Below are 11,817 nucleotides of genomic sequence, written 5' to 3' on the forward strand. Positions count from 1 at the left end.
CTCATTTTTATCGGATAAAAATAAAGCCTCCGCTAATGCAAGATTAGAGGAGGCTTTGTGCGTCGTGCTTAATTTGGTTGGTAGCCAAGGGCGTATAAGCTTGACCCGTGGCAGGGTAATTAGTTTCCTTCAGGAACCTCGGCGTCCATGACTTTCTTCACGAAATAGCCCACATAGAACAAGCAAAGTAAAATCACTACAGTCAGTATGCCGAAAGACATAAACAGCACCGGGTCTGAGAAAAAGTCGCGAAAGAATACTTGCATGATGGCGTCTCCTGTTCCTTTGATATGGCTAGTGTAGGAGAGCCGAGCCGGTGGCAATATGACCTAGATCAAGGTTATTTTAGGGTTAGTCTGTGATTGCGTGCAGAGCTTGATCCAGATCAGCATTTAGCGGCAGTAGGGAGCTGGGTAGATACAAAGCCAGGTTGTAGGCCTTACTCTCAGAGCACAGCTTCAGGCTGTTACAGGCCTGTACCAACTGCATTTGCTGCTGGCGTTCAAATTGCAGTTCGAGGTCGAGTAGTTGTTGGCGCAGTGCCGGGTAGTCATGCAGTGACTCCTGCTGCGCCTTAACCTCGGCGCGCACCTGGCGCAGGGGTTTAAGGGCAAGCTGGTTAAAGGGCGCTATGGCCGTTTGCAGCGCCTGCAACTGGGAAGAGTCCAGGGCTTGCTGGTGGCAGTCTAAATAGGCCAGCAGCAGGCAAAGATTGACGTTCAGGTCGTACTCGTCCTGCCACTGCAACAGGGCTTTTTGCACCTGGGGGTTGGCGTACACAGTGAGGCTAAAGCGCCATAACTCTGCGGCGCTAATCTTGCTCATAAAAGGCCTGCTCTTGCTCTTCGAGCTCGGTCATCAGCTCCAGCAATTCTTCTTCCACCTGCTCCTGCTGTTTTGCCGCCTCGGTTTGCTGTGCCAGCAGTTGCTTGAGCTTTTCCTTATGCTGCTCTTCATACAGGCTGTTATCGCTGAGTTGCTGCTCTATCTCGCTTAGCTGTGGGCTGAGCTTATCGAGCTGCTTCTCCAGCTTCTCAATGGCTTTTTTCAGCGGTTGCACTTGCTTGCGAAACTCGGCTTCCTTACGCTTTTGCTCCTTGCGATTGGCGCTGGAATGGGCCTTATCTTCATTGTTTTGTACGGGCTTTTCCGCCTGATTGGCCTTAAGCAGCCATTGGTAATAGGCATCGAGATCATAACCAAACTGGCTCACTTCGCCGCTGTCGACCAGATAGAACTCATCGGCGGTGTTCTTTAACAGGTGGCGGTCGTGCGATACCGTCACCATGGCGCCTTCAAAACCTTGCAATGCCATAACCAAGGCATGGCGCATTTCCAAGTCCAGGTGGTTGGTCGGCTCATCCAGTAACAGCAGGTTCGGTTTTTGATAGACCAGCATGGCCAACACCAGGCGGGCTTTCTCGCCACCGGAGAAAGGCGCCACCGCCTCCAGCGCCTTATCGCCGATAAAGGCAAAGCCGCCAAGGAAGTCGCGCAGCGACTGCTCGCTGGCCTGAGGGTCCAGGCGTTGCAGGTGGGTCACTGGGCTGGCCTCTAGATCCAGGGCTTCCAACTGATGCTGAGCAAAGTAACCCACCTTGAGACCTTGGTGATAAAACACCTCACCGGCCTGGGGTTTGATCTCCTGAGCCAGTAATTTGATCAGCGTGGATTTACCGGCACCATTGCGACCGAGCAGGGCGATGCGGCTACCCGGTACCAGGTTGAGCTTAATGCTGTGCAAAATGGTGGTGTCGCCATAGCCGGCCTGGGCGCCATCAAGGGCGATCAAGGGATTGGGCAGGGCATCGGGCTCGGCAAAGCTAAAGTCGAACGGTGAGTCGACATGGGCTGGGGCCAGCTTTTCCATGCGCTCTAAGGCCTTAACCCGGCTTTGGGCCTGTTTGGCCTTACTGGCCTTGGCCTTAAAGCGGGCGATAAACTTTTCTAAATGGGCAATTTGTTCCTGTTGTTTAACAAATTGCGCCTGATGCTGGGCCAAACGCTCGGCCTTTTGGCGTTCAAACTGGGAGTAATTGCCCTTGTACACATTGATCAGCTGTTGATCTATGTGCCAGATTTCACCGACCACGGCATCTAGAAACTCTCGGTCGTGCGAGATAAGTACCAGGGTGCCGCTGTAGGCACGCAAAAAGCGCTCGAGCCAGTACACGGCATCGAGATCCAAGTGGTTGGTCGGTTCATCGAGCAACAGCAGGTCGGCATCGCGGATCAGCGCCTGCGCCAGGTTGAGGCGCATACGCCAGCCCCCGGAAAAGTCGCTGACCGAGTAATCAATTTGATTATTGGAAAAGCCTAAACCGTGCAGCAGCTCTCCGGCCTTGGCCTCAATGCTGTAACCCTTCATCAATTCCAGCTGTTGGTGCACCCTGGCCTGGGTATCGCCGTCGCCACTTTGTTCCGCTGCTTTGAGCTCGGTGCGCAGCGCATAGTATTGCGGATGGCCCTGCAACACATACTCTAGGGCGCTGATATCCAGCGCCGGAGTTTCCTGCTTAACCGAGGCTATGGACCATTCCTTGGGAATTTTGGCTTCACCGGCATCGAGTTGCAGTTCGCCTTTAAGCAGGGCAAACAGGCTCGATTTACCACAGCCATTACTGCCCACTAAGCCCACTTTATGTTGTGGGAAGAGGGTTGCACTGGCATTTTTTAACAGGCATTTTGGGCCGCGTAAAAGCTCGATGTCGCTGATTTGAATCATAGTTACTGCATGGTGTGAATAATGGCCGATATCATATCATGGAGTCCTTGTCCTAGCGGGAAAGTTTTTATGATAAACTGGCGCTTTAAAGCCGGGTGTTTTCGGCCAAGGGGTTGAGAGTATGAAACAGAAAAAGCGTTTTATTGCCGGGGCCAGTTGTCCCGAGTGTCAGCAAATGGATACCATGATGCTGTATAAAGAACATGATGTGGAAAAAGTGCAGTGTGTTGAGTGCGGTCATATCATGACCCAGCCGGAAAACGCCGTACAAGCCTCAACACGTCAGTTTGAGCAGGTGATCGGCGTTTTTAAACCAGAATAAGCTTAGGGTTTGTTAGTAGTGCGGCGGGGGCGGCTCTTGCTCCTGCGGCATCATTGTCGAACTGCTTTGCACTTCACGGAACTTCTCGCCCAATAGCTCCATCTGACGGCGCATCTTCGCCATCTGCTGTTGGTGCGCCTTAAGCTCATCATTCAGTATATCTATGGTCTCGTCTTGAAACGCCACCTTGGCCTCGAGACTTTCAATACGTGCTTCTAAGTGGTTCATGGGGCTCTCTTAATCTCAAAATACTCGGACCGAACACTGGAACTTTTGGTGCTCGGTTGATTCTGTTCGTTAAGGCAACGGCTGGCCGCAACCTGATAATCCAACACGCGTTTGCTGCAGAGGATATTCCACAGCGTTGGACATTTTCTGGCAGGCAATATACTGCAAATTACTGTGCTGTGCACCTGTTGTCAGCTCCCCAACCCCTGCTTGGCATCTGCTGCCGTGCTGTTATCGGCGTAAATATCCAGGGCGATAACCAGATTCTGTTCATCTTCACTCAAGTACCATTGAAATTTTAGCGCCCTGACTTGATTGTTGCAGGTGATGACACCATGTCTATCCCGGACACCAGGCTATAACGACCGCCTTCTTATATGGCGGCGTGTGGGTGCTGTTTAACAGCATAGAATTGCTGCGGCTGACGGGCGACAATCAGGCTTCACAAGGCCGTAACGACTAGTGTGCAAATTATTATCATAAATTTGCACGTGTCCCTTAACTCTGTTGCTTCAAGCAGTTAGACTAGGGTCGCAACTCAAGGTTGTTTTTCTAATTATTTCATTAAAGTAATTTGAAAAACAGCCTCATGCTGGAGTTGGAAAAATGGGCTTTACGGGTTAAGGTCTGTTAATCAAAATTTAGTTTTGTAACCTTAAATTGGCAACCCTATGTTGCCGGAGATAGATATGAAAAAAACAATTAAGCTATCGCTTGTAGCGGCATCAGTACTAGCCCTTGCAGCGTGTAACCAAGAAGCAGCTAAGCAAGAAGTAAAAGAAGTAAAACTAGAAACTGAAGCTCAGCAACAGGCTTATGGTATTGGTGCCTCTGTAGGTACTTTCCTAAACAAAGATCTAGCGGACAAAAAAGAGCTGGGTATCGTGCTTGACCAAGAGCTATTGCTACGTGGTTTTAAAGATGCGCTAGCCGGTGAAGCCAAGCTAGACGAAGAGAAAATTCGTGAAGTGCTAACTACTCTTGATGAGTCAGTACGTACTAAGCAGCAAGAGCAAGCGAAAGCCGCTGCAGCCAAGAGCAAAGAAGAAGGTGAAAAATACCTAGCCGATAACGCTAAGAAAGAAGGCGTGACGGTAACTGAGTCTGGCCTACAGTGGGAAGTGCTGACGGCTGCCGAAGGCGACAAGCCAGCTGAAACCGACACGGTTAAGGTACACTACAAAGGCACCTTGATTGACGGTACCGAGTTCGACAGCTCTTACTCACGTAACGAACCTACCAGCTTCCCGCTTAACCGCGTTATCCCTGGCTGGACTGAAGGTCTACAACTTATGCCTGTTGGCTCTAAGTACAAGTTCACTATTCCTTCAGAACTTGCTTACGGCGAGCGTGACCTAGGTAAGATCCCTGCTAACTCAACGCTGGTATTCGAAGTTGAGCTGCTTGAGATCGTTAAAGCGGAAAAGACTGACGCTGAGTAATCAGGGTTAGTTGTTGTGCGGTGGTCAACACTGCCGCACACAAGCATAAACGCAAAAAAAAGCCCCACTCAATGAGCGGGGCTTTTTTGTGTATTGAATTAAGTGTGATTGGTGTAGAGGTTGTGGATCAACTCATCTTCCAATTCAAAGCGAATGCTCAGTGCTTCGCCGAGCTGCGATAGGTCTTTATCGAAGTTCTCAAGTAAATCGTCGCTTTTGGTTTCCGCGTAGTTATCGTTAAAGTCGAGGGCGATATCTGTGGTGGCGGAAATTTGCGGATACAAGGAGCGCGCTAATTTCAGGCTGTCTTCGCCGCGGCTTTCGCATTGCTTAACTATGTCGTCGTAGATTTCAAAATGGCCGGCTGAGAGGTAGTCCATCAGTAATTGGCAAAAACTCTGGATATTGGCTTGCTCCGGTAATGCCTGATCATGCTTACCATGGTGCGCCGGACCCGCTAGGCCGCAGTACTGCACCAATAGTTCCTGGCGGTCGGTTAACCACTTATCGATGACGCTATGGCTACCACCCCATTTTTGTTGTGCTTTTTCCAATTGCGATAACATCATTGCTCTCCTAACCTCGCTGGCGTTACCTTCTATAAAAGGGAAATCTGAGGCAAAGGTCAACCTATTTTTCACAATTATTATTTCAGATTATTACAGGGCGGAGGTCGGATGATTGTTATCAGGCAGGTTAGAGAAATAAAGCGCTGGAAAAGAAAAAGCCACCGCAAGGGTGGCCGAATTTCTTTAGCAGTCTCGTTGTACGAGCTTCTTTTTATTATGTTTGTTCTAACTTTTTATTATTATTCTCTAGAACGGCATTAGTTATACCAAGGTCGTATAAGCGTTGCAAGTTCTTTTAACAAAAAAATTTACATTTTTTTATCAAGCTTCACATTTGCTGATGCACAAATGTGCATTTCCATGATCTATTTCATCATAGTGAATCTAGGTTATGGTAGAATCCCGCCCAACTAAAATTTGAACCGAAAGAGTTACGCCATGAGCGAATTGAAAAATGATCGTTATTTACGTGCCTTAGCTAAACAGCCCGTTGATAAAACGCCGGTATGGATGATGCGTCAAGCCGGTCGCTATTTGCCAGAGTATCGCGCTACCCGATCTCAGGCCGGGGACTTTATGAGCTTATGTAAAAATGCCGAGCTCGCTTGTGAGGTAACTTTACAGCCATTGCGTCGTTATCCTTTGGACGCGGCGATTCTGTTCAGCGACATTCTGACCATTCCTGATGCCATGGGCTTGGGACTGTACTTCGAAACCGGTGAAGGCCCTAAATTTGAGCGCCCGGTAACGAGTTATGCAGATGTTGCCAAGATCGCCATTCCCGATCCGGAAGACGAGCTGGGCTACGTGATGAACGCGGTACGCACCATTCGTCGCGAGCTTAAGGGCGAAGTGCCTTTAATCGGTTTCTCTGGTTCACCTTGGACCCTGGCGACCTACATGGTTGAGGGCGGTTCGAGCAAAACCTTCGGTAAAATTAAGAAAATGGCCTTTGCTGAGCCTAAAACGCTTCACTTGTTGTTAGACAAGCTGGCCGACTCGGTTACTAGCTATCTGAATGCGCAGGTAAAAGCCGGTGCGCAGTCCTTAATGATTTTCGATTCATGGGGTGGGGTATTAAGCCCGCGTGACTACGAAGAGTTCTCACTGCGTTACATGCACAAAATCGTTGATGGCTTAATTCGTGAAAACGATGGCCGCAAGGTACCGGTCACCCTGTTCACTAAGAGCGGTGGTCAGTGGATCGAAAAGATTGCTGCGACCGGCTGTGATGCCATAGGTCTGGATTGGACCATAGATATTGCCGATGCCAAGCGCCGTGTAGGCGACAAGGTGGCACTGCAGGGTAATATGGATCCATCCATGCTGCATGCCTCACCTGAGCGCATTCGTGAAGAAGTAGCGTCGATTCTGGCCGGTTTTGGTCATGGCAGCGGTCATGTATTCAACCTGGGCCATGGTATTACCCCGGACGTTGATCCTGAGCACGCCGGTGCCTTTATCAATGCCGTACATGAGCTAAGTGCGCAATACCACAAGTAATTACAGCCTAAAGAAAAAGCCCGCAGTTGCGGGCTTTTTTTGTGTCTGTTAGCAGCCTTTAGTAAATCAGGCTGGTGCCGTTGGCCATCATGGAGGCACGGCCTTCCATCAGCTCCAGGTAATTCTGCGTTGGCCAGTTACGGCGCTTGGCTTCGTCGTATGCCTGGCGCAGGTATTTTTCACCTTGCTGCATGCGTCCCAGTTCGCTGTAGGCAACACCCAGTACGGAAAGCAGGACCGGGTTATCCGGTGCTTCGGCGCGAGCAAGCTCGGCGTATTTTACCGCTTCTTCATAGTTGCGGATCGATTCCTTATCGGCAAAAGCAAGCAGCTTGGCATAGGCGATCATCGCCGGCAGATACTGCTGATGCGTGGCTTGTTTAAGAATTTTCGCCGCTTTATCCAGGTCATAATGCACAGTTTCATAGTCGAGCAGCTTGTTGGCCAATTGATATTGAGCGCGCTCGTTACCGCTGTGGCTGGCTACTTCCAACCAGTTATAAGCCTTTTGTTTATCGGCTTTACAGGCAGTGCCGTATTCAAAGCAACGAACCAACCATAATTGCGCGTCATAGTTGCCGTTAATGGCAGCGCGGTAGTACCAATCCAGGTAATGCTCATCGCTGTTGTCCACTAAGCCGGCTTCCAGCATCATGGCGTAGCGAGCCTGGGCGTAGTTATTACCTTGAACGGCGAGCGCTTTAAGCTTTTGTGAATACTCCGCCAATTGTGACTTATATTCACGGCGATAATTGTTCTGGCTGCTTTGTAATTCAAAGGTGTGAGTTAGGTCGAACACAGCTTGCGGTTCGCCGCTGTAGTCGTTAGGTACATTGTATTGCCACTGGGTAATAGCGGCTAAGGCGGCGTCATCTATTACTCCTTTCGGGAAGGAGGCGATCACCCGCTCATTTATAACATGACCCTGCTGGTTAACGTCAAAGCTCACCGTAGCCCAGGCGCTTTGAATACCGCCCTCATCGTTATATTCCGGATTTACCTTTTGTTTAACCGAAATATAGCGAGCATCGTGGCCGGATTTATCTTCAATGGGCGCCAGGGTTTGCTGGTGTTTGTCATAACCGAATTTGTATGACAATGCCTTGTAGTGGTCTTTCCCGTCTTTACGAGAGGGGACAGTACTGCGGATATCACGATAGCGATCTTTGGCGTCGTCGTTACCGTAATCCAGGGCGAGCATATACCAAGAAAAAGCGTTGTAGATATCGGCTGGGGCTCCAAGGCCCTGCTCATACATCTTGGCCAGCTCGAACATGGCTTGGGGGTGCCCCTGCTCGGCGAGCTTTTTAAATTCAGAGAAGGCGGCGTCGAAATTTTTATTTTGGAGATCTTTCTGCGCGCTGGAATAATCGGCGAATGTGGCGAAACTTGCCAGACTTAATGCTGCACAAAGACCAAAAGCACGTATTTTCATTCCCTTTTCCTAACTTTTTCTTATTATATCACCGAGTTTACAATAATTTTACAGTTGAACAAGGGCTGAATGCTAAAAAATGGGCACAAGGCCCATTTTTGTATTTATAAAGGGTATTTTCTTAATCTATATCAAACTAAACGATTAAGCCCGTTTAGTGCCGCCACCCGGTAGGCTTCGGCCATAGTCGGGTAGTTAAAGGTGGTATTGACGAAGTACTCGACATTATTGCCACCATTTTTCTGCTCCATAATGGCCTGACCGATATGCACTATCTCCGAGGCACGCTCACCAAAGCAGTGTACCCCTAGGACTTCCTTGGTTTCGCTATGGAATAGAATCTTTAGGCTACCCACATCTGTGCCGGCAATTTGCGCCCGAGCCAGGTGTTTAAACTGGGCCCGACCTACCTCGTAGGGAATTTTGGCGGCGGTAAGCTGCTGTTCGGTTTTACCTACCGAGCTCATTTCCGGAATGGTGTAGATGCCGGCGGGGATATCTATGATCAGCTTTTCGTTACATTCCCCTTTGACTATGGCATCGGCACAAATACGCCCCTGGTCAAAGGCGGCGCTGGCCAGGCTGGGGTAACCAATGACATCGCCGACCGCATAGATATTATCGACGTCGGTTTGGTAGCTCTCATTAACCTTAAGTTGGCCACGGCTGTCGGCCTTTAAGCCTACCGCTGCCAGGTTTAAGGTGTCTGTGTTACCGGTGCGGCCATTGGCAAAGAGCAGGCAGTCGGCCTTGACCCGCTTGCCCGACTTCATATGCATAATGATGCCGTCGTCGCGGGTTTCTACGCGATCGAATTCTTCATTGTGGCGAATAAATATGCCGCTGTTCCAAAAGTGGTAGCTTAGGGCATCGGAAATCTCGTCATCCATAAAGGCCAGTAAGCGATCACGGGTGTTAACCAGATCAACCTTGGTGCCTAAGCCTTTGAAAATAGAAGCGTACTCACAACCAATCACACCTGCGCCGTAAATTAGAATGCGCTGTGGATCGTGTTGCAGATTTAAAATGGTGTCGCTGTCATAGACGCGGGGATGATTAAAGTCGATTTCCGCCGGACGATAGGGGCGTGAGCCAGTGGCTATCACTATGGTTGGCGCGCTTAGTTGCTCGATTGACCCGTCCTGATGTTGCACCTGAACCGTATGCTGATCGATAAAGCTGGCATCACCTTGATACAGGTCGATGCGGTTGCGTTCATAAAAGCTGCTGCGTAAGCTCGACTGTTTAGAGATCACCGCGCTGGTATGACGTAGAATATCACCAAAGGTCAGGCGGCTAGGACGCTCTGAGATATGGAACAAGGGGTTGGCCTTGTATTCGATATAACGGCTGACCGAGTGGCGCAGAGCCTTGGAAGGAATGGTTCCCCAATGCACGCAGCCACCACCGACTGCGCGCTGGCGTTCGATCACTGCCACCCTTTTATTGCTTTTGGCCAGGTTCATGGCGGTGCCTTCACCCCCAGGGCCTGTACCAATAATAATGGCGTCATACTGGTATGCCGCCTCGGGCTTCTTCTTACTTGTGGTTTGTTTGGCCACGCTCACTCCTTTACCCTTTTAAACCCAACAATCTGCTCTTAGCTATACGCCTTTAGTAAGCGCGCATTTAACGCCAACCAGGCCTGCTTTTGTGTTTGCCAAGCATCTTCTAGTTCATGATATTGCTTCATTAAAGCGGATTTTTCGCATTGTTGCAGCATCGAATTCTTTTTTGCTTCAAGCACCTGTTTCTGTACCTGACAAAAATGCTGCAGTTTTTTCAGCAATACTTCGTACTCGTTTTGCAATAGCGCCAGTTTATCATGAGCGACTTCCTTAGCGGCAAGTTCGACCTTGGTTTTAGTCAATAAGGTTTGCGCCTTGGCCTGCTCGATGCGTTCTATGGGTGTGCGTTTAAGTTTTTTCGCCAGCCCCACATAGGCGAAGGTGCGGATCATCCATTTGGTTGGATCGTAGTGCCACCAACGAATGCCATTGCGGTAGTCGCTGGCAAAAATGTGGTGGAAGTTATGATAACCCTCGCCATAGGTAAGCAGCGCCAGCAAGCCATTATCACGGGCGGTATTTTTTTGAGTATAAGGACGCGAACCCCAGATATGGGCCAGGGAGTTAATAAAGAAGGTAAAGTGCTGAGATAACACCAGACGCAGTAAGCCCGCCAGTAACAGCATGCCGATGATGTCGCCAAAAAGAACCCCGAGCAGCAGGGGCAGGCCGATATTCATCAAGATCACCAACTTCATATAATGCTTATGTTGCCACATGACCACCTTGTTGCGTTGCAGGTCGCGGGCGTTGTTGTAGTTGCTGTAGGCCTCACCCTGGTAATCGCGCAGCATCCAGCCAATATGGCTGTACCAAAAACCTCGGGTGGCGGCATAGGGGTCCTTCTCCGGATCGTCGACTTGACCATGGTGTACCCTGTGGTCACTGCTCCAGTGCAAGGCACTGTTTTGCAGAGCAAAGGCGCCGCCGAGGGCAAAGATAACTTCAATGACTGGGTGCACCTCATAGGCTTTATGAGCCCATAAACGGTGGTAGCCGGCGGTGATTGAAAGACCGGCAAAAAACATACAGGCAACAAAGGCCCACCAATGAGAAGCGCTGTAACCCTGGGTTATACCGTACCAGGGAACAAGGGTAAGAGCGGCCAAAAAAGATAGGCTGAAAAACAGCACATTGAGCCATAAAAGAGGGGGTTTTTTCATTAACAAAGAATCTCAGCGTACAAGTGTACGCTAAAATAGAGGTTCAATCTCTTAGCGTCAAGTATTAGACTTGAGTTTTTATCAGCTTAGGTAGCAACCATGGCCGGAGTTCGTGCCCAGCAAAAAATGAAAACCCGTCAAGCATTGATTGCGGCGGCCTTTAACCAATTGAGTGCTGAGCATAGCTTTTCTAACCTCAGTTTGCGTGAGGTGGCCCGTGAAGCAGGCATTGCCCCGACGTCCTTCTATCGCCATTTTAAAGACATGAACGAACTGGGTCTGACCATGGTTGACGAAGCCGGTTTAACCCTGCGCCAGTTGATGCGCCAGGCGCGTCGTCGCATTGCCAGTGGTGGCAGTGTGATCTCCACCTCAGTGCTCACCTTTATGGAGTTTATCGACAACCAGCCCAACCAGTTTCGACTGCTGCTGCGGGAGCGCTCGGGTACCTCGAAAGCATTTCGTTCCGCCGTTGCCCGAGAGATTAAACACTTTATTCTGGAGCTGGCTCATTATCTTGAAGGCGAAACTCAGTGTGATAGCCATCATGCCTATATGCAGGCCGAGGCCATGGTGACAATCGTTTTTACCTCAGGAGCGGAAGCACTGGATTTAGAAGGTCAGGCCCGCGAGGAGCTGGTAGAGCGTTTGCAGTGGCAGCTTAGATATATTTCCTTCGGCGGGTATCATTACGCGCAAAAAAACAGCAAATAAACCCAGCTATTAAAATAAAATAATATACGCAGAGATCCCCAGGCGCAGAGTTAGCCTCTGTGCCTTTCCTTCTTATCTTGGTTTTTATATTCCACTTTTTGTATTTGCTTGGAATTATTTTCCTTAAACACAGGTTAAAATCCCTTTT

General features: G+C 49.6%; 12 protein-coding genes. 4 read left to right on the forward strand and 8 right to left on the reverse strand.

Annotated features, from left to right (window positions below; genetic code table 11):
• Nucleotides 1–119: 119 nt before the first annotated feature.
• The 3 genes from C2M34_RS15700 to C2M34_RS06155 all read right to left on the reverse strand — a co-directional run bounded on the left by C2M34_RS15700 (nucleotide 120) and on the right by C2M34_RS06155 (nucleotide 2,725).
• Nucleotides 120–266: a DUF3149 domain-containing protein gene (locus tag C2M34_RS15700; RefSeq protein WP_158677986.1), complete on the reverse strand. Its 147-nt coding sequence runs from the start codon at nucleotides 264–266 to the stop codon at nucleotides 120–122.
• An 85-nt stretch (nucleotides 267–351) separates the two neighbouring features.
• Nucleotides 352–825: a TIGR02444 family protein gene (locus tag C2M34_RS06150; RefSeq protein ID WP_105258330.1), complete on the reverse strand. Its 474-nt coding sequence runs from the start codon at nucleotides 823–825 to the stop codon at nucleotides 352–354.
• Nucleotides 812–2,725, reverse strand: a complete 1,914-nt coding sequence (locus C2M34_RS06155; RefSeq protein WP_105258331.1) for an ATP-binding cassette domain-containing protein — start codon at nucleotides 2,723–2,725, stop codon at nucleotides 812–814. Before C2M34_RS06155 ends, C2M34_RS06150 begins: the two co-directional genes overlap by 14 nt.
• A 121-nt stretch (nucleotides 2,726–2,846) precedes the next feature.
• On the opposite strand from C2M34_RS06155, the gene C2M34_RS06160 reads away from it, so the two are divergent.
• Entirely contained in the window at nucleotides 2,847–3,047 is a 201-nt protein-coding gene (locus C2M34_RS06160) for a YheV family putative zinc ribbon protein (protein WP_105190300.1), read from the forward strand.
• A gap of 12 nt (nucleotides 3,048–3,059) precedes the next feature.
• On the opposite strand, the gene C2M34_RS06165 is transcribed toward C2M34_RS06160, so the two are convergent.
• A complete protein-coding gene (locus tag C2M34_RS06165) occupies nucleotides 3,060–3,275 on the reverse strand; it encodes a SlyX family protein (protein WP_105200413.1) in 216 nt (71 codons plus the stop codon).
• 689 nt (nucleotides 3,276–3,964) lie between these two features.
• Here C2M34_RS06165 and fkpA point away from each other — a divergent pair.
• A complete protein-coding gene (gene fkpA / locus C2M34_RS06175) occupies nucleotides 3,965–4,717 on the forward strand; it encodes an FKBP-type peptidyl-prolyl cis-trans isomerase (RefSeq protein WP_105200429.1) in 753 nt (250 codons plus the stop codon).
• 98 nt (nucleotides 4,718–4,815) lie between these two features.
• Here the strand turns inward: fkpA and rsd are convergent, their stop codons facing one another.
• Complete coding sequence (rsd, locus tag C2M34_RS06180) at nucleotides 4,816–5,283, reverse strand: sigma D regulator (RefSeq protein WP_105258333.1); 468 nt, start codon at nucleotides 5,281–5,283, stop codon at nucleotides 4,816–4,818.
• 441 nt (nucleotides 5,284–5,724) lie between these two features.
• On the opposite strand from rsd, the gene hemE reads away from it, so the two are divergent.
• Nucleotides 5,725–6,789, forward strand: a complete 1,065-nt coding sequence (gene hemE / locus C2M34_RS06185; RefSeq protein ID WP_105200411.1) for a uroporphyrinogen decarboxylase — start codon at nucleotides 5,725–5,727, stop codon at nucleotides 6,787–6,789.
• A gap of 58 nt (nucleotides 6,790–6,847) precedes the next feature.
• Here the strand turns inward: hemE and C2M34_RS06190 are convergent, their stop codons facing one another.
• The 3 genes from C2M34_RS06190 to C2M34_RS06200 all read right to left on the reverse strand — a co-directional run bounded on the left by C2M34_RS06190 (nucleotide 6,848) and on the right by C2M34_RS06200 (nucleotide 10,955).
• Nucleotides 6,848–8,224: a TonB family protein gene (locus C2M34_RS06190; RefSeq protein ID WP_105200410.1), complete on the reverse strand. Its 1,377-nt coding sequence runs from the start codon at nucleotides 8,222–8,224 to the stop codon at nucleotides 6,848–6,850.
• Nucleotides 8,225–8,355: 131 nt separating this feature from the next.
• Nucleotides 8,356–9,786: a Si-specific NAD(P)(+) transhydrogenase gene (sthA, locus tag C2M34_RS06195; RefSeq protein WP_105200409.1), complete on the reverse strand. Its 1,431-nt coding sequence runs from the start codon at nucleotides 9,784–9,786 to the stop codon at nucleotides 8,356–8,358.
• Nucleotides 9,787–9,824: 38 nt separating this feature from the next.
• Entirely contained in the window at nucleotides 9,825–10,955 is a 1,131-nt protein-coding gene (locus C2M34_RS06200) for an acyl-CoA desaturase (RefSeq protein WP_105258334.1), read from the reverse strand.
• A gap of 99 nt (nucleotides 10,956–11,054) precedes the next feature.
• Between C2M34_RS06200 and fabR the strand changes: the two genes are divergently transcribed.
• Nucleotides 11,055–11,669, forward strand: coding sequence for an HTH-type transcriptional repressor FabR (fabR, locus tag C2M34_RS06205; protein ID WP_105200407.1), 615 nt, complete (start codon nucleotides 11,055–11,057; stop codon nucleotides 11,667–11,669).
• The last annotated feature ends 148 nt before the right edge of the window (nucleotides 11,670–11,817 follow it).

Source organism: Pseudoalteromonas sp. T1lg88 (assembly GCF_002964765.1).
In the GTDB taxonomy this organism is placed as follows: Bacteria; Pseudomonadota; Gammaproteobacteria; order Enterobacterales; family Alteromonadaceae; genus Pseudoalteromonas.